Below are 16,164 nucleotides of genomic sequence, written 5' to 3'. Positions count from 1 at the left end.
CGAGCCAGTCCGTACACCGAGAACTGCCGCCCGAAGATGGGAAAGGACATTGTAGAAAGCCCCGGCCCCTTTGATCCACCCAAACTGTGGTCTGTCTCTCCGAGCGTTTGCAAGTCAATTTGCTAAGCTGAGCGTCCCACCGTCTACTGGTTCCAGGGCGCGTCGTCGGGGTCGACGATGCGCTGTCGCTCCTCGATGGAGTCGATCTTCTCGACGTCCTCCTCGTCGAGTTCCACCCCGAGGCTGAGCCAGTTCTCCCGGAGGTGCTCCTCGCTGGTGGCCTTCGGGATGGCGGTGACCTCCTTCTCGCGGAGCCACGCCAGGCTGACCTGATGGGGCGTCGCGTCGTGCTTCTCGGCGACCTCCTGCAGCTCGTCGACGTCCTCGACGTCGCCGCGGGCGATGGGCGAGTAGGCGACCAGTTCCACGTCGACGTCGTCCTGGGCGCAGAACTGCTGGAGCTCGGTCTGGGGCAGCAGCGGGTGCATCTCGACCTGGTTGGCGAAGATGGGCTCCTCGGCGACCTCGATGGCCTCCTCCAGCAGGTCGACCGTGAAGTTGCTCACGCCGATCTCGCCGATGAGCCCCTCCTCGCGCAGCTCCGCGAAGGCGTCGAGGGTGTCGGTCGCCTCGTAGTCGCCGGTCGGCCAGTGGACGTACAGCAGGTCGACGAAGTCCACGCCGAGCTCCTCGAAGCTGTCGGCGGCGTTCGTGAGCACCTGGTCGTAGTCGAGGTTCTCCGGCGCGATCTTGGTCGCCACGAACAGCTCCTCGCGGTCGACGTCGGCCGCCGCGATGGCGTCGCCGACCGCGTCCTCGTTCTCGTACATCTCGGCGGTGTCGACGTGGCGGTAGCCCATCTCGATGGCGCGCCCGACGCTCTCGCGGCACTCCTCGTCGTCCATCTCGTAGGTGCCGAGCCCGAGCATCGGCATCCCGTGGGCCGTCGGCGGCGAGAGCGCCGCGACATCCTCGTCGACCTCCCGGGACTCGGTCTCGGTCTGCTCCGCGCTCTCGCTCGCGGTCTGTTCTGCACTCCCGGTCTCGGTCTGTCCCGCGCTCCCGGACTCGGTCTGCTCGCCGCCGGCCGCCTCGCCCTCCGCGGATCCGCCTTCGGCTGTTCCGGACTCGCTGCTCTGGCGCTCGCTCTCGCGGACCTCCTCGCCCGAGACGCTCCCCATCGAACTGGGCTGGTCGGTGGCGCCCTCGGCGTCGGTGCCGCCGGACCCTCCCGGAATCGCCCGCTCGCGGACTCTGGACGCCACCTCGCTCAGCTGCCCCTCGCCCCGTTCCTGCTGGCCGGTCGAGTCGCCGCCGCGCCTGCCGAGGACGAACCCCGTCGCGAAGGCCAGCGCGAACGGCAGTAGCTTCCGGAACGTTCCCCCACCGCTGTCCTGCGACCCGGCCCGGTGCCGGTCGCTCTCGCTCTCCTGTCGGAGCATGGACTCCGAGTTCGCCGGGCGGGCACTTGCCGGTTGTGGCGGTCGGCGCGTCCGAAGCTCCCGTGATGGCGCGGCTGTCGCCCGCTCTACTCCACCTGCAGCTCGATGGGGTAGTCGGTCAGGTTCTCGTAGCCGTCCTCGGTCACGACCACCAGGTCCTCGATGCGGATGCCGCCCACGTCCGGGTCGTAGAGGCCGGGTTCGATGGTGACGACGTGGCCCGGCCGGAGCTCCCCGCCGTCGGGGCTGACCCGCGGCAGCTCGTGGACGTCCAGCCCGATGCCGTGGCCCGTGCTGTGGATGAACCCCGTCTCGGTCGCGGGGTCGCTCCGGAGGGTGGCGTACCCCTTCTCCTCGTAGACGTCGCAGACCGCGTCGTGGACCTCACGGCCGGTGACGCCCGGTTCGACGGCGTCGAGCGCGGCCTCGAACGCCTCGTAGGTGTCGTCGTAGCGCCGCCGGACCTCCTCGCTCGGCTCGCCCTTCACGAACGTCCGGGTCATGTCGCCGTGGTACTTGGTCGCCTTGCTCCGCGGGAAGATGTCGATGACGATGGTCTCGCCGGCCTCCAGCGGGCCGCTCCCGCGGTTGTGCGGCCCGGCGGCGTCCGCGCCGCAGGCCACGATGGTCTCGTCGAGCGCGCAGCCGCGGCGCAGCAGCGTGACCTCGATCTCCTCCTTGACGCGCTCGCTGGTCAGCACCTCGCCGTCGCGGTACAGCGTTCCGTCCTCGACGTCGGCCGCGGCCAGCAGCTCCTCGGCCGCCCGCATCGCGGCCTGGTTAGCCTTCTGGGCCTCGTGGACGTGCTCGACCTCCTCGTCGGTTTTGGTCGCGCGAATCCGGGTCACCACGTCGTCGTCGAGCACCTCGACCGAGACGCCCTGTTCGCGCAGGCCGTCGGCGGTGCCGAGGGGGAACCGCTCGGGCGCCGCGACCGACTCGACCCCGTGGTCGTCGAGGAACGCGGCGCAGGCCCGGACTCGGGCCCCGGCGCGGCCGTGCTCGCCGACCAGCTCCTGGAAGTCGTAGTCCGACAGCCGCGCGACCTCGTCGGCCCGGCTCTCCTCGGTCGCCCGGCCGTACTCCAGCCCGGAGACCAGCAGGAAGGTGCCCTCGGGGGTGTACAGCGTGACGAACTCGTCGGGGGCGTCGAAGCCAGAGAGGTACAGCTGGTCGGACTCGCCCGAGTCGGCGTCGAGCAGGTAGCCGTCGACGCCGGCGGTGCCGAGCGCGTCCGCGAGCGGTGTCAGGTCGGGGTTCATACCCACGGGAAGCCCCGCGAGCGGGAAAACGGTACGGGTTCCGGAACGCCGACTTCGCGTTCCGGAACGCTGGGCTCCCCGCCGACCGATTTCTGATCCCCGGCTGCGACCCCCGGGCGCATCAGAAGTTATTCGGTGCTCGGATGAAACGCCACTAACATGTCCGGCATCCGGCCATCGCCCGCCGACCGAGCCCGCGAGCCCTCGACCGCCCTGAAGGTCGCGCTCGGCGTCGTCGCCTTCCTGGGCTTCGCGTACAGCCTCCTCATCGCCACCCGGCCGCTGCTCGGCGCGCTGTTCGTGGTGTGGATCGCGGGGTTCTACCTCCTGTGGCGGTTCCTCCACCTCGCCGGCCGACTCGTCCGGGCGGTCGAGCGACTCGCCGACGCGACGGAGGCCCCGGACGGCGGGCCGTCGGGCCGCGGTCCGGGACCGGACGCCGGCGCCCGGGACCGGGACCGCGAGCGGGAGTTCTGAGCGCCGCGGTCCCGGCGTCGCGACCCCGGCCGAGCCACAATCCAAATCACCGGTCGCGCCGAACCACCGGGCATGAAGTACCTCGTCGCGGTCGACGGCTCGGAACCCAGCATGGACGCGCTCCGGTACGCGGTCGAGCAGGCCGCCGCCACGGGCGCGGAGGTGCTCGCGGTCAGCGTGGTCGTGCCCGAACAGTTCTTCACCGGCGGCGACGACCCGCCGATGAGCTACACCGAGACCGCCGACGAACTGGTCTCGGAGGACGTCGAGGACGCCGAGACCGAGGCCCAGGCCGCGCTCGACGAGGCGGCCGAGGTCGGCGAGCAGACCGGCGTCGAGGTCGAGACCGGGATGCTGTACGGCGAACCGGTCGAGGCCATCACCGAGTACGCCGACGACCAGGACGTCGACGCCATCTACCTGGGCCACCGCGGCCTCTCCGAGGAGTACGAGGGGCTGGTCGGCAGCACCGCCAAGGACGTCGTCGGGCGCGCGACGGTGCCCGTGACGGTCGTGCGGTAGGCCGATTGCCGGCCGGCCCGCGGGACCACAGCGGGGTCCGGAGATATCGCTCCCTCCGGTATCCTGATACGCCCCCGAACCGTCGGGCCGGACATGGACGTGGAGATCGAACCATCGACGGTCTCGGGGTCGGCCCGCGCGCCCTCATCGAAGAGCTACACCCACCGGGCCATCCTGGCGGCGGGCTACGCCGGCGGCGCGCTGGTGTACGACCCGCTGGTGAGCGCCGACACGAAGGCGACGATGCGGGCGGTCGACGCCTTCGGCGGGGACGTCACTCGACACGACGACCACCTCGACGTGGACGGCTTCGACGGCCGGCCCGAGGTGCCGGGCGACGTGCTCGACTGCGCGAACAGCGGGACGACCATGCGACTCGTCACGGCGACCGCGGCGCTGGCCGACGGCGCGACCGTCCTGACCGGCGACGAGTCGCTCCGGTCGCGGCCCCACGGCCCGCTGCTCGAGGCCATCGGGGACCTGGGCGGTCGGGCCGAGAGCACCCGACGGAACGGGCAGGCGCCGCTGGTCGTCTCCGGACCCGTCTCCGGCGGGTCGGTGTCGATGCCCGGCGACGTCTCCTCGCAGTTCGTCTCGGCGCTGCTGATGGCCGGCGCGGTCACCGACGAGGGGATCGAGGTGAACCTGGAGACCGAACTCAAGTCCGCGCCGTACGTCGACATCACGATCGAACTCCTCGACGAGTTCGGCGTCGAGGCCGGCAAGCGCAATCTGGGCGGCGGGAGTGACGGCGACGACGGCGACGACGGAGCGAACGGCGGGTCGACGGCGGGCGGCACCTACTTCGTCGAGGGCGGCCAGTTCTACGAGCCCGAGGACGGCGAGTACCACGTCCCCGGCGACTTCTCCTCGATCTCGTACCTGCTCGGGGCGGGCGCGGTCGCGGCCGACCCCGACGACGCGGTCCGCGTCGAGGGCGCCTACCCGAGCGCACAGGGCGACAGCAAGATCGTCGGCGTCCTCGGACGCATGGGCGCGGACGTCGACTGGAACCGCGACGACGGCGTCATCACGGTCGAGCGCTCCGAGCTGTCGGGCGTCGAGGTCGACGTCGGCGACACGCCCGACCTGCTGCCGACTATCGCGGCGCTCGGTGCCGTGGCGGACGGCGAGACCCGCATCGTCAACTGCGAGCACGTCCGGTACAAGGAGACCGACCGCGTGAGCGCGATGGCCGAGGAACTGGAGAAGCTCGGGGCCGCGACCCACGAGAGCGCCGACACCCTCACCGTGGTCGGCGGCGAGAGCGACCTGACCGGCGGCGCGGTCGACGGCCGGGGCGACCACCGCATCGTGATGGCGCTGGCGGTGGCGGCGCTGGCGGCCGACGGGCCGACCACCATCGCGGGCGGCGAGCACGTCGACGTGTCGTTCCCGGACTTCTTCGACGTGCTGTACGACCTCGGCGCGGGCGTGAACCGGTAACCCGAGGACTCACCGGGTCTCGCCGGGCGCTCTCGCCCGGATGCGGTCGCCGGCGGAGCAGGACCCATTTGCGCCTTCTGCAAACCCTAAATAGCCGCCCCGTCCAACACCCGTCAATGAACGGTAACAGCTTCGGACGCCTCTTCCAGGTCACGACGTTCGGCGAGAGCCACGGCGAGGCCATGGGCGTCACCGTCTCGGGCTGTCCCGCGGGGCTCGAACTCGACGAGGACGACGTGCAGGCCGACCTCGACCGCCGGAAGCCCGGCCAGTCGATGATCACCACCAGCCGGGGCGAACCCGACCACGTCTCCATCAAGTCCGGCCTGCAGGACGGCTACACCACGGGCACGCCCATCGGGATGGTCATCGAGAACAAGGACGCCCGCTCGGAGAAGTACGAGCCGTTCATCACGGCGCCGCGGCCGAGCCACGGCGACTTCACCTACTCGGCGAAGTTCGGGACCCGCAACTGGGGCGGCGGCGGCCGGTCGTCGGCCCGCGAGACGGTCAACTGGGTCGCGGCCGGCGCGATCGCGAAGAAGATCCTGGAGCGGGAGGGCGTCGAACTCAAGGCCCACGTCAACCAGATCGGCGACATCGAGGCGCCCGAGGTCAGCTTCGAGGAGATCCTGGAGCACAGCGAGGACAACGAGGTCCGGTGCGCCCACCCCGAGACCGCCGAGAAGATGCGCGAGCGCATCGACGAGTACCAGGAGGCGGGCGACTCCATCGGCGGCTCCATCTACTTCGAGGCCCGCGGCGTCCCGCGGGGGCTCGGCGCGCCGCGGTTCGACTCCGTGGAGGCGCGGCTCGGCCAGGCCATGATGAGCGTCCCCGCGTCCACCGCCTTCGAGTTCGGGCTGGGTCGGGAGGCCCGCGAGTACACCGGGAGCGAGCGCAACGACGAGTGGGCGTTCGAGGACCCCGAGAATCCCGCGGAGAGCGACCCCGTGCCGGTCGAGAACGACCACGGGGGCCTCCAGGGCGGCATCACCACGGGCGAGCCCATCTACGGCGAGGTGACCCTCCACGCTCCGACCTCCATCCCGAAGCCCCAGACCACGGTCGACTGGGAGGCCGGCGAGGAGCGCGAGGAGCGGGTCATCGGCCGCCACGACCCGGTACTGCCGCCCCGGGGCGTCCCGGTCGTCGAGGCGATGCTGGCGCTGACGCTGGTCGACTTCATGCTGCTTGGCGGGCGCATCAACCCCGACCGGGTCGACGACAGACCGGGCGAGTACGACACCGACTACCACCCGAGCAGTCCGAAGAACGAGTAGGTTGCGCCGGTCGAAAAAAGCCGATTCGGTCGCGTTCTGTGGAACGGGGCTACTGCGTGGTGGTCTGGTTGCCACCGCCGCCACCGCCGCCCTGGACCTTGATGTCGCCGACCATCGTGTTCGGGTGGACGAGACAGATGTACTGGGCCATCTCCGGGCTCGCGGTGAACCGGACCGCCTGGACGGCGCCCTGCTCGGAGAGGATCTGGGTCGAGGCGATGAGCGACTCCGTGGACTGCTGGCCGGCGGTCTGGTTGCCTCCGCCGGCGGTCTGGTTACCCGTGAAGGCGCCGGTGATGTTCCCGCTGGAGATCTGGAGCGAGACGCTCGCGTTCTCGTCGCTCTCGTTGATCTGCTGGAACGTGTCCTGCTGGACGGTCAGCGGTTCGAGCACCTGCAGGTTGTTGCCCTGCGAGTCCTGGATGGCGAAGTTGTGACCCACGCCGTCGCCGTTCTGCCACATCAGCGTGTAGGTCTTGCCCGCCTGCAGGTTCAGCGTCGGGTTCGACGACCCCTCCGCGGTCGCCTGGCCGGGGAGCCGGTAGCCCTGCCACGCTCTCGTGTAGCCGCCGAGCAGGATGACGTCCTGTTCGGGACTCTGGGCGAGTACCGTCGCGTTCAGTCCGGCCAATGCGCCTGTCGCTGCCGCCGCCTTCAGAAAGCGACGACGAGATGATTTCTGTGTCATGAAACCCCCATGGGCTACTTCGCGCCGAACGGATTAAAGAGGGGGAATCGTTGAACGCTCCCGGCCTGTGAGAGCGACGTAATGGGAGGTTACGAATCGTCGTGAACCGTTACGCGGCGGCGACGGCCGACGCTTCTCGGTCGGCCGCACGGGGCGGTTGAACTCGTCCCGTGTGGCGGTGTGAAATCGCTCCTGACCGTCGCTGCGAACCGCCACAAGTTTATTACCTCTCTATACGTAATAATTACGGAAGATAAAATAATGTCCAAAAGTGGAACGGGGAACGACACCACCGACAGCTCGGGTCCGACGGAGGAGACCGACAGGTCCGGCGTCTACCGCGCATCGTACGACCCCGACGGCCCGGCGACCGTCAGCGACGCCGTCATCGAGGCCGTCGCCGACGTCGCCGGCGTCGACCCGACCTCGACCGTCATCCCGCTCTCCGAGACCGTCGACCCGGACGCGCTCGACGCGCTGTTCACCGGGTGCGAGGGCGACGCGCAGGTCGCGTTCCGGGTCTGCGGCCTCCACGTCCTCGTGCGGAGTGACGGCCGGCTCCGAATCGTAGACGACGCGGTCTGCGACGACGAATGAAGGGGGTACGTGACGGACCCGCGGCCGGTGCCGAACCGGAGACGAAGCTCGTCCGGACCCGGGTCGACGCCGACCCGCACACGCTGGTGCTGCGGCGGCGTCGCGGCGACCCGGCGGCGCTGTCGCTGCTCGCCGAACCCCTCTCGGCCGAGGAGCCGACCGACGCGCTCGCGGTCACCCACGACGACCCCGAGTCGTTCCTCGGGGCGTGGCGCGACCGGGTCGACCGCGCGCCGCGGAACGTCGGCGTCGTCAGCGTCGGCGAGCGGATGCGGTCGGCGAGCGCGTCGACCCCCGTCGACCGGAGCGTCGTCCGGGGCGTCGCCGACCCCGCCGACGCCGCCGCGATCCGCGACGCGGTCGCGGGCTACCTCGACGCGTGGCCGGCCGACGGTCGGACCGTCGCGTACGTCGACTCGGTGACGGCGTTCCTCGACCGCTGGGAGACCGACCGGGCGGTCGGCTTCCTCCGGGGGCTGCTCCGGGCGTTCGACGCCCGGGACGCGGCGGGCTACGTCTGCCTCACGCCGTCGGCCCACGACTGCGCGACCGTCCGGGAGGTCGCGTCGCTGTTCGACACGGTCGTCGAGTGCCTGGAGGGCGCGGCGGAGGCGGTCGCGGCGCCGTCTGTCAGCGACTGCTTCGAGGCGGTCGCCGACCCCCGGCGCCGGTCGGTCCTCGCCGACCTGACCGACCGCGGGTCGGCCGCGGTCGAGGACCTGACCGAGCGCGCCGCGCGCCGGACCGGCTCCGACGCCGGGCGGGTCGCGACCGCGCTCCGACACGTCCACCTGCCCAAGCTCGCCGACTTCGGCGTGGTCGCCTACGACCGCGAGCGCGGCCGGGTCGAACCGGGCGCCCACATCGACCGAATCGAGCCCTACCTCTGGGGTCCGACGGGCGACGACGCGGAGAACGACGACCCGACGAGTGGTGGTCCGATGAACGGCGACGCGGCGGACGGCGTGACGGACGCGACGGACGCGGGCGACGGCGCCTCGCGCGCGGGCACCGACGCCGGCCGCCGGTCGGAGTAGCCGCCGCTCCGACCGGTTTTTACCGCGCGGGCCCCAGGGTACCGACGATGGACGCGAACCAGCAGACCCGGTCGAACCCCTTCGGCATGGACGCCGACTGCGAGAACTGCCCGGCGCTCTGCGCGACCCGCGAGCGGGTGGTTCACGGCTACGGCGACGTCGGCGCCGACTTCCTGTTCGTCGGCGAGGCGCCCGGCGCGGGTGCCGACCGGACGGGGGTCCCGTTCACCGGCGACGAGCGCGGGGAGGCCCTCCAGCACGTGCTGGGGCTGCTCGGGCTCAACAACTCGCTACCCAGCGACGACGAGCCGGAGCTCGACAACGCCTTCCTCACGTACCTCACGCGGTGTCGCGACCCAGAGCGCCCGCCGACCGACGAGGAGGTCCGGACGTGCGAACCGTACCTCAACGCCGAGGTCCGGATGATAAACCCGGAGATACTCGTCCCCGTCGGCCAGCGCGCCCTGACCGAGATCGCGACCGAGTACACCACCGCGCCCGCCGCGGAGTTCGACGCGGTCGAAGATCACGCGACGACCGTTCGGGGCCGGGGGTTCGAGATCGTCCCGATGGCCGACCCGCTCGAGCAGTCGGAGGCCGACCGCGAGGCGTTCGTCGACCACTTCTCGGCGCTGATGGACCGGGACTACCGGCAGACGAAGGGCCGGCGCGGTCGCTGACGCCGCGGCTGTTCGACGTCACTTCGGCCCGACCTCAGCGCTCCCAGTAGGGGTTCGACAGCCACCGGTTCGGGCCGGTGCCGGTCCAGCTGCCGGCGGCGACGAACGCGACGACGAGCGCGGCGACGACGAGCGCGGCCGCGCTGCCGAGCACCGCGTCGACGAGGCCGACCAGTCCGCCGGCGGCGACGAACGCGACCACCGCGACCGCGAGCGCGGCGAGGAGCTTCCACCAGTTCACGCCCGAACGGTCGACGCCCCGAATTAAAAGCTTCAAGGGTCGGCCGCCCGGAGTGTAGCCCATGACCGTCATCGTCGTCCCCGCGGCCCCGCCGCGGCCGGGGCTGGTGCTGCCGGAGCTCGCCGCGTCGTCGCCGCTCTCGGAGCGGGAGGCCGCGGACCTCTACGCAGCCATGCTGAAGGACACCTTCAGGGCCGCCGCGCGCAGCGGCGGCGACCTGCTGGTCAACTACCGCGACGAGGAGTCGATTCCGGACGAATTCGCCGACACTGGCGACCAGAGCGCCGAGGCGGAGGTCCGCGCGCTCGCGGCCGACGCGCTGGCCGACCCCGACGACGCCCGGTTCGAGGTCCAGGTCGGCTCGACGTTCTCGGCGCGGGCGGGCAACGCGGTCACCCACCTGCTCGACGAGGAGGGCGTCCAGTCGGTCGCGGTCGCGCCCGGGACCGCACCGCTGCTCACCCGCACTGAGATCGACAGCGCCGCGATGAAGCTCCGGCGCAACGAGGTCGTGCTCGGCCCGAGCGAGCGCGGCCGGGTCCACTTCGCGGGCTTCACCGACACCATCGACTTCGAGGACGCCTACGCCGCGCCCGAGATCGAGACCCTGACGAACCGCGCGGTCGACGCGGGCCACGACGTCGACTTCCTGCCCGCGGCGACCCGCGTCGAAACCGGCGCGGACCTCCTGTCGCAGGTCGCGACGCTGACCGCGCGGGCGACCGCCGGCCGCTTCGTCCCGGAGCACACCGCCGCGCTGGTGCGCGAGCTGGGCCTCCGCGCGGTAGAAGGCGACGGGGGCGAACCGGAGCTCGTCCGCGAGGAGACCGACAGTTCTTAGACGACCGAGCCGGAATTTGGGGGCGCGCGGTGGGATGGCAGAGCGGCCTATTGCGCCTGCCTTGAAAGCAGGTGGCGTCATGCCTCTTGGGTTCAAATCCCAATCCCACCGTCTTCTAACGCGAGCAACACGGCGAGAAGTTAATCCTCTCGCCAATCTGCGAGCGTTTACCGACGTACGGCTCGGATTTGAACCCTGCCAGTCGCAGCCCGCGCAGTGAGCGAAGCGAACGAGCAGGACCGTCTCGGCGTGGTTCAAATCCCAATCCCACCGTCTTCTAACGCGAGCAACACGGCGAGCACCTCGTCCGATCGTGTCATCGTAATGTGGGGATTACACGGACAGTTACTGTCCGTTTCGAGGGCCGTAAGTAGTCACGTCCTCCGATTTCCCTGGACGGTTCCGAAGTAGCTGTCTACTACCGGACGGTTAAGCCGAACCTAGCTACTGCCGTCACATCTGTCCCGCAACCGCACTGCAACCGCGAGCCTCCCCTCCCCAGCCGCTTGCGGTCCTCGGTCGCTCTGCTCCCTGCGGTCCTCATCCACCGTCACTTCGCTTCGCTCGTGACGAGCCTGCGCTCGCGTCACTCGCGCAGACCTCGCACGCTTGGCGCGACACGGAGGTCGCGCCAGTACGCGTCGGAGTAAAGGGTGGTGACTCGCGCTCTACCGCCTCACCCCGCCGCGAGCGCCCGGTCGAGCAGGTCGGCGTCGTAGTACTCGCGGGTCTGGGACTCGCGGGCCTCGTGGACCGCCCGGACCGTCTCGACCGTGTTCTCGAAGTTCTTGAACGTCGCCTCGTCGACCATCTGGCCGTCGATGGACACCGCGCCCGTCCCCTCCGCCTTCGCCTCGACGAACCCCTCGATCTTCCGGACCGCCTCGCGGAGCTCGGCCTCGCTCGGCAGGTGGATGCGGTTGGCCTGCTCGGTCTGGTTGGGGTGGAGCGACCACGAGCCGTCGAGGCCGACCCGGGCCTCGCGCTCGACGTACTCGGCGTAGGCGTCGCCGTTGTAGAACGTGACGCCGGCGCGCTCGCGGAACAGCCTGTCGAAGGGGCCGCCGATCGCCAGCAGGTCGTTGGCGCTGGCCTCGTTCGACAGCGCCTCGTAGAGGCCGGGCCACTCCGGGCTCCCGCCGACGTCGCGGCCGCCGAGTTCCGCGGCGTAGTCCACCGGGCCGAAGACCAGCGCCGCGAGCCGGGAGTCGGCGCCGAACTGCGCGATCTCCCGGAGGTCCGAGCGCGCCCGGGCGGTCTCGACGATGACCGCGAGGTCGACGTCGCGGCCGGTCTCGCGCGCGGCGGCCTCGACCGCGGCCTCGGCGTCCTCCACGTCCGCGAGTCGCCCGACCTTCGGGACGACCACGCCGTCGAGGTGCTCGCCGACCGACTCGACGAGTTCGGCGATCTGGCCGCGGCCGCGCTCGCTGGTCGCCCCGTCGCCGTAGTCCCACTCGACGCGGGGCCAGATCTCGCCGGCGAACTCGGGGGCGTACTCCGGCAGGAGGTCCCGGACGTTGTCCAGCGCCTCGTCCTTCCGGTCGGGCGCGGTGCCGTCTTCGAGGTCGGGGACCAGCCAGTCGGGGGCCTGCCACCCCTCGGCCGCGAGGCCGGAGCGGAGGTACTTCGCGCCGTCGTCCCGGGGGACGGCGGCGGGTGCGGTCTGGAACGTTCGGCAGAGTCGTGATCGGGTCATGGAATCGTGGTAATTCGGCGTGCTGTGGCGTCCCGGTTCCGCGCTCAGTTCCGCTTCCGGACGAGCGCTGTCCGCGTGCCGGAGTAGACCGGCTCGTCGCGCTGGTTGAACGCGTAGTGCTCGAAGGTGACCTCGCCCGCGTCGGGGGCGCCCGCCGGAATCGCGTCGCGGTCGGCCTCCCGGGCGTCGAGCACGCGGGTGAAGCCGTAGACGGTGTCGCCGGCGGTCACGAAGTCGTGGAACCGCTCGTCGCCGTACGACAGCTCGCGGACGGTCGCCTCGTCCGACCGGGCGTGGCCGAGCGCGACCGACCGGGTGACGTCGCCGTAGGCGACGATCTCGCCCGACGGCGAGTCGGCCATGTGGTGGTCGTCGTGGTGCTGCTTCGCGGTGTTGAGCGTGAGCAGCGGCAGCGTCGAGACCAGCACGTCGTCCATCGTCCGGCCGCGCTCGTGGCGGTAGGCCACCGCGGCGTCGCGGTCCCGGGCGCGCTCGACGGCCTCCCGGAGGTCCTCGAAGTACGGTCCCGCCGGCGCGAGGAGTTCGTCGGGGAGGTCGGGCTCCAGCGATTCTCCGGCGGTCGCCGCCTCGTCGGACTCCTCTCCCGTCGTCCCGTCGCCGTCGGTCGCCACCGGCTCGCGCCGCGGAATCATGTTCGTTCGCGCGTACGACAGCAGCGGGTCGCCGGTCGCTGCGTCGTACCCGGTCGTCTCCCAGGTCACGATGCCGTAGGCCGGCCGGGAGCTCGACTCGCGCTTGGCCTCGACGGTCGACTCGACCCGGACCTCGGTGCCCGGCGTCACCCCGGGGTCGTGGAGCTCCACGTCGTCCCGGCCGAGGAAGTAGCCGCCCTTCTCGCTCAGGTCCTCGACGCTCGGACCCATCACGGCCGCCAGCAGGTAGTCCGGGTGGACCGGTCGCTCGTCGTAGCCCAGTTCGCGGGCCGCGTCCGACCGCCAGTAGGCCGGGTCGTGGTTGAGCGTCTGGCTGGCCCACAGCTCCGAGGCGTGCCGGGAGAGTTCGAGGCCGGGGGCGTGCTGGACGGTCTCGCCCTCGGCGAACGCCTCGAAGTAGGTGCCCTTCTCCCTGGTCTCGGCGCGGTCGAGCGCCGCCGCGAACGTCGCCGGGTCGGTCCAGTCAGTCATCGCCGGCACCTCCAGCGTCGGAGGCCGCGTCCGGTCGGGACCGCGAAGAGGCGCCGCCCGTTCCGTCCGCTCCGCTCGCTGCCGGCCAGTCGCCCCGGCGGGCCAGCGCCCGGCGCATCTCGTTGGTCACGATCATGTACCCCTCGTCGAAGCCCATGCCGGGCTTGGCGAGCACCTGGGCCGCGTCGGTGGCGAGCGCGACGTGGGCGCAGGTCCGGGCCGACTCGGCGGTCTCGTTGCAGGTCCCGCCGAGGTACGCCCGGGTGTCGGTCCCCTCGCAGTACCGGACCGCCGCGCCGCTGCGCTGGACGCCGCCGAGGTCGGGCGTCTTGACCTGGACGAGGTCGGCCGCGCCGGCGTCGACGAACGCCCGGACGTCGTCGAAGGTGTTGCACCACTCGTCGGCCACGATGTCGACGTCGACGCCGGCGTCCGCCAGCCCCTCGCGGAGTTCGGCCATGGCGTGGATCTGCTCGGCCCGACCGCCGGCGTCCATCGGTCCCTCGACCTGGAGCGGGAACGGCGCCGCCGCCGTCCGGAGGTCGCCGAAGTAGTCGGCGAGCCCGGCCCGGTCGTAGGGCGGCCCGAACACCTCGCCGAGGACCCCGTACACGTCGACGTGGAACCGGGGCGCGTACCCCTCCGGGCCGATCTCCTCCGCCCGCGTCGAGAGCCAGTCGAGGTACGCGACGAGTCGCTCGCCGTCCTCGCCGACCTTCTCGACGCTGTTGAACAGGCCGTGGGGCAGGACCGGCACGCCCTTCAGCAGCATCTTCTCGGCGTTGTCACGCCGGGCGTCGCCCGACTGCCCGAACACCGGGACCGGGCGGTCGGCCGGGTCGGTGCCGAGCGCGTCGGCCAGCGCGTCGGTCCCGGTCGTCCGGCGGGCCGTCGCCGCGGCGTTGAGCAGCGCCTGCGAGACCCCGTACCTGATGGCGGTGTGGAGGCGCCCGTCGTTCGTCGACGCTTCGCCGCCGCCGGTAACGCCGTCGGGACCATCGAGGTCCTCCAGCAGGGCCGCGTTCTCGGCGAACTCCTCGGCGGACCGACCGACGAGCGCGTCGGCGACCGGCCCCTCCACGACCGGGACGAACTCGTCGGCCCGGAACAGCGGATCGCGGCCGCCCGCGCCGGAGTACTGGACCGCGGCGCAGTCGCCGGTCGCCACCGTGCCGTCGTCGAGTTCGACCAGGACGCTGATCGCCTCGCCGGCCTGCCGGACCCGGTCGAACCCCGGCGTGACCGGGTCGCCCCGGTAGGCGAACCCGTCGCGCTCGGCGCCGTCCTTGATGGCGCGCTGGTCGTCGAAGAAGAACCCCGAGGCTCCCGGGACCGCCCGGACGTTCTCGATGGTCGTCACGCCTGCTCACCTCCCGGCCGGCCGATGAGGCGTCCCTCGCTGATGGCGTCGACGTCGTCGGCCACCATCTGGAAGGATCGGTCGCGGTTCTCCGCCCGGGCCCGGCGGTCGAGCCGGTCGGTGTGGACGTCCTTCAGGTCCGGGTCGAGCGCCAGGTCGCCGAACTGGAGGACGCGGACCCGACCGTCGTCGTCCCGGGCGGGCAGCACCGCGCTCGCCGCGCTCTCGCTCGGGGCGAACGGGACGTCGAGCTTGCCGGTCTCGAACGCCGTCACGACGCCCTGGGCGACGTCCTCGTCGCCGAGCTGTAGCACCGTGTCCATCAGCGACCGAGTCGACTTCTCGATGAACTCCTGTTCCCTGTCGACGCCGTCGAGGTTGATGTCCTGCTCTCGCATCATGTCGATGAGCTGTCTGGTGGTTCGCAGCCCCGCGGCGTTGGCCTCCTTGGTGGGGACGCCGCCGAACTCCTGCGGGGACTTGGTGATGACCTTGTCGGGCTCCGCGATGGCCGCGGTGGCCGCCCCGAGCGCGATGACGCCGTTGGCCCGGGCCTCGTCCGGCGGGAACCCGCCCATCCACTCGTGGAACACGGTGGTGACGGTCACCTCGTCGGGGAGGTACTCCTCGCCGAGTTCGCGGAGCGCCCGGAGCGCCGCGATGTCCTGGACCAGATTGCCGACCTGCCCGTAGCCGAGGGTGATGCTCCGGACGCCCTGGGTGGCGGCCAGCATCCCCTCGACCAGCATCACCGCGATGGCGATGCTCGGCGGGACGAGCGTCCCGGTCAGTGGGCCGAACGGTTCACGGTTTATCGTGACGCCGCGCTCCGTGTAGGCGCCGGCGAGGCGGTCGACGTACTGCCAGTGCTCGATGGTCCGGGCGAGGTCCCGCTCCTTGGTGTACGGGATGTTGTAGGAGACGGGGCCGCCCTCGAAGCTCTGGAACCCGCCGGCGAACGTGACCGCCGCGAGCAGCCGGGCGTCGGGCGTGCCGTGGCGCACCTCGACCGGCGCGTCGACCGCCTCGATCAGCTGGCGGCACCCCTCGACGCCGTGGTTGACCGCCGGGAAGCCGTTGAGGGTGTCCTCGCCGGTGTCGCGGGCCTCCTCGAGGCCCTCCTGGGCCTTCCCGTACTCGTTGTCGCGGGTGTACGAGTCGATGGTCGTCGGGAGCAGGTCGGCCCGGCCCGCGTCTTCGAGGTGCCCCAGCAGCGCGATCTGGTCGTCGAGCCGTGGGACGCCGGCCCGCGGCTGGAGCAGCGGCCGGTCGGCGTTCTCGAGGACCCGGGCGAACTGCTTGCCCGGGGGCAGCGCGTCGTGGTAGTCGACCGCCTCCTCGAAGTCGAGGTCCTCGACCGACCAGTCGGCTCGTATCTCCTCGTCGATGCGCGAGAGGTCTCTACCGGAGAGGCGTGTGTCGCGTAGCATGCTGGGGACGGGGC

At 71.3% G+C, this 16,164-nt stretch carries 16 protein-coding genes and 1 tRNA gene; 9 read left to right on the top strand and 8 right to left on the bottom strand.

Features of this window, described 5'->3' with window-relative positions; genetic code table 11:
• Positions 1-143: 143 nt before the first annotated feature.
• The gene (locus tag ACQUQF_RS00525; RefSeq protein ID WP_435177574.1) at positions 144-935 is read right to left on the bottom strand and encodes an aldo/keto reductase; all 792 of its coding nucleotides are present in this window, start codon (positions 933-935) and stop codon (positions 144-146) included.
• Positions 936-1,528: 593 nt separating this feature from the next.
• On the bottom strand, positions 1,529-2,704 hold the full coding sequence (locus ACQUQF_RS00520) for a M24 family metallopeptidase (RefSeq protein WP_435174561.1): 1,176 nt from the start codon (positions 2,702-2,704) through the stop codon (positions 1,529-1,531).
• Between the two features lie 159 nt (positions 2,705-2,863).
• Between ACQUQF_RS00520 and ACQUQF_RS00515 the strand changes: the two genes are divergently transcribed.
• From ACQUQF_RS00515 to aroC, 4 genes are all read left to right on the top strand, one after another.
• Positions 2,864-3,181, top strand: a complete 318-nt coding sequence (locus tag ACQUQF_RS00515) for a hypothetical protein (protein WP_435174558.1) — start codon at positions 2,864-2,866, stop codon at positions 3,179-3,181.
• 72 nt (positions 3,182-3,253) lie between these two features.
• The gene (locus ACQUQF_RS00510) at positions 3,254-3,703 is read left to right on the top strand and encodes a universal stress protein (protein WP_435174556.1); all 450 of its coding nucleotides are present in this window, start codon (positions 3,254-3,256) and stop codon (positions 3,701-3,703) included.
• Between the two features lie 93 nt (positions 3,704-3,796).
• Entirely contained in the window at positions 3,797-5,149 is a 1,353-nt protein-coding gene (locus ACQUQF_RS00505) for a 3-phosphoshikimate 1-carboxyvinyltransferase (protein WP_435174553.1), read from the top strand.
• 116 nt (positions 5,150-5,265) lie between these two features.
• Positions 5,266-6,432, top strand: coding sequence for a chorismate synthase (gene aroC / locus ACQUQF_RS00500; RefSeq protein ID WP_435174551.1), 1,167 nt, complete (start codon positions 5,266-5,268; stop codon positions 6,430-6,432).
• Between the two features lie 49 nt (positions 6,433-6,481).
• Here the strand turns inward: aroC and ACQUQF_RS00495 are convergent, their stop codons facing one another.
• Positions 6,482-7,120, bottom strand: coding sequence for a twin-arginine translocation signal domain-containing protein (locus ACQUQF_RS00495; protein ID WP_435174548.1), 639 nt, complete (start codon positions 7,118-7,120; stop codon positions 6,482-6,484).
• A 261-nt stretch (positions 7,121-7,381) separates the two neighbouring features.
• On the opposite strand from ACQUQF_RS00495, the gene ACQUQF_RS00490 reads away from it, so the two are divergent.
• Genes ACQUQF_RS00490 through ACQUQF_RS00480 form a run of 3 tightly spaced genes read left to right on the top strand, consistent with a single transcriptional unit; the run spans position 7,382 to position 9,434 of the window.
• On the top strand, positions 7,382-7,717 hold the full coding sequence (locus tag ACQUQF_RS00490) for a HalOD1 output domain-containing protein (RefSeq protein ID WP_435174546.1): 336 nt from the start codon (positions 7,382-7,384) through the stop codon (positions 7,715-7,717).
• Positions 7,714-8,754 carry a DUF7504 family protein gene (locus tag ACQUQF_RS00485; protein ID WP_435174543.1) on the top strand — a complete coding sequence of 347 codons (1,041 nt, stop codon included), beginning with the start codon at positions 7,714-7,716 and terminating at the stop codon, positions 8,752-8,754. Before ACQUQF_RS00490 ends, ACQUQF_RS00485 begins: the two co-directional genes overlap by 4 nt.
• A 47-nt stretch (positions 8,755-8,801) precedes the next feature.
• Positions 8,802-9,434 (top strand): uracil-DNA glycosylase, encoded by a 633-nt coding sequence (locus ACQUQF_RS00480; protein WP_435174540.1) that lies wholly within the window; start codon positions 8,802-8,804, stop codon positions 9,432-9,434.
• Between the two features lie 34 nt (positions 9,435-9,468).
• Here ACQUQF_RS00480 and ACQUQF_RS00475 read toward each other — a convergent pair whose 3' ends face one another.
• Entirely contained in the window at positions 9,469-9,675 is a 207-nt protein-coding gene (locus ACQUQF_RS00475; protein WP_435174538.1) for a hypothetical protein, read from the bottom strand.
• Positions 9,676-9,736: 61 nt separating this feature from the next.
• On the opposite strand from ACQUQF_RS00475, the gene ACQUQF_RS00470 reads away from it, so the two are divergent.
• Positions 9,737-10,516 (top strand): hypothetical protein, encoded by a 780-nt coding sequence (locus tag ACQUQF_RS00470; RefSeq protein WP_435174536.1) that lies wholly within the window; start codon positions 9,737-9,739, stop codon positions 10,514-10,516.
• Positions 10,517-10,544: 28 nt separating this feature from the next.
• Positions 10,545-10,627, top strand: a tRNA-Ser gene (locus tag ACQUQF_RS00465).
• Positions 10,628-11,192: 565 nt separating this feature from the next.
• Here the strand turns inward: ACQUQF_RS00465 and citE are convergent.
• Genes citE through ACQUQF_RS00445 form a run of 4 tightly spaced genes read right to left on the bottom strand, consistent with a single transcriptional unit; the run spans position 11,193 to position 16,150 of the window.
• Complete coding sequence (citE, locus tag ACQUQF_RS00460; protein ID WP_435174533.1) at positions 11,193-12,215, bottom strand: L-malyl-CoA/beta-methylmalyl-CoA lyase; 1,023 nt, start codon at positions 12,213-12,215, stop codon at positions 11,193-11,195.
• A 44-nt stretch (positions 12,216-12,259) separates the two neighbouring features.
• Positions 12,260-13,360, bottom strand: a complete 1,101-nt coding sequence (gene mch / locus ACQUQF_RS00455) for a 2-methylfumaryl-CoA hydratase (RefSeq protein WP_435174530.1) — start codon at positions 13,358-13,360, stop codon at positions 12,260-12,262.
• Positions 13,353-14,720 carry a methylaspartate ammonia-lyase gene (locus tag ACQUQF_RS00450; RefSeq protein ID WP_435174527.1) on the bottom strand — a complete coding sequence of 456 codons (1,368 nt, stop codon included), beginning with the start codon at positions 14,718-14,720 and terminating at the stop codon, positions 13,353-13,355. The genes mch and ACQUQF_RS00450 overlap by 8 nt, the downstream gene beginning before the upstream one ends.
• The gene (locus tag ACQUQF_RS00445) at positions 14,717-16,150 is read right to left on the bottom strand and encodes a methylaspartate mutase subunit E (protein WP_435174524.1); all 1,434 of its coding nucleotides are present in this window, start codon (positions 16,148-16,150) and stop codon (positions 14,717-14,719) included. Before ACQUQF_RS00445 ends, ACQUQF_RS00450 begins: the two co-directional genes overlap by 4 nt.
• Between the last annotated feature and the right edge of the window lie 14 nt (positions 16,151-16,164).

This window comes from Halorussus sp. AFM4, assembly GCF_051194995.1.
GTDB lineage: Archaea > Halobacteriota > Halobacteria > Halobacteriales > Haladaptataceae > Halorussus.
Note: the sequence above shows the minus strand (reverse complement) of the source record. Positions and strands in the feature narration are given on the sequence as shown.

What these genes read in the sequence shown, in the direction of transcription:
- ACQUQF_RS00525 (WP_435177574.1), bottom strand. Translation starts at nt 935, where the DNA reads ATGCCGATGCTCGGGCTCGGCACCTACGAGATGGACGACGAGGAGTGC.
- ACQUQF_RS00520 (WP_435174561.1), bottom strand. Translation starts at nt 2,704, where the DNA reads ATGAACCCCGACCTGACACCGCTCGCGGACGCGCTCGGCACCGCCGGC.
- ACQUQF_RS00515 (WP_435174558.1), top strand. Translation starts at nt 2,864, where the DNA reads ATGTCCGGCATCCGGCCATCGCCCGCCGACCGAGCCCGCGAGCCCTCG.
- ACQUQF_RS00510 (WP_435174556.1), top strand. Translation starts at nt 3,254, where the DNA reads ATGAAGTACCTCGTCGCGGTCGACGGCTCGGAACCCAGCATGGACGCG.
- ACQUQF_RS00505 (WP_435174553.1), top strand. Translation starts at nt 3,797, where the DNA reads ATGGACGTGGAGATCGAACCATCGACGGTCTCGGGGTCGGCCCGCGCG.
- aroC (WP_435174551.1), top strand. Translation starts at nt 5,266, where the DNA reads ATGAACGGTAACAGCTTCGGACGCCTCTTCCAGGTCACGACGTTCGGC.
- ACQUQF_RS00495 (WP_435174548.1), bottom strand. Translation starts at nt 7,120, where the DNA reads ATGACACAGAAATCATCTCGTCGTCGCTTTCTGAAGGCGGCGGCAGCG.
- ACQUQF_RS00490 (WP_435174546.1), top strand. Translation starts at nt 7,382, where the DNA reads ATGTCCAAAAGTGGAACGGGGAACGACACCACCGACAGCTCGGGTCCG.
- ACQUQF_RS00485 (WP_435174543.1), top strand. Translation starts at nt 7,714, where the DNA reads ATGAAGGGGGTACGTGACGGACCCGCGGCCGGTGCCGAACCGGAGACG.
- ACQUQF_RS00480 (WP_435174540.1), top strand. Translation starts at nt 8,802, where the DNA reads ATGGACGCGAACCAGCAGACCCGGTCGAACCCCTTCGGCATGGACGCC.
- ACQUQF_RS00470 (WP_435174536.1), top strand. Translation starts at nt 9,737, where the DNA reads ATGACCGTCATCGTCGTCCCCGCGGCCCCGCCGCGGCCGGGGCTGGTG.
- citE (WP_435174533.1), bottom strand. Translation starts at nt 12,215, where the DNA reads ATGACCCGATCACGACTCTGCCGAACGTTCCAGACCGCACCCGCCGCC.
- mch (WP_435174530.1), bottom strand. Translation starts at nt 13,360, where the DNA reads ATGACTGACTGGACCGACCCGGCGACGTTCGCGGCGGCGCTCGACCGC.
- ACQUQF_RS00445 (WP_435174524.1), bottom strand. Translation starts at nt 16,150, where the DNA reads ATGCTACGCGACACACGCCTCTCCGGTAGAGACCTCTCGCGCATCGAC.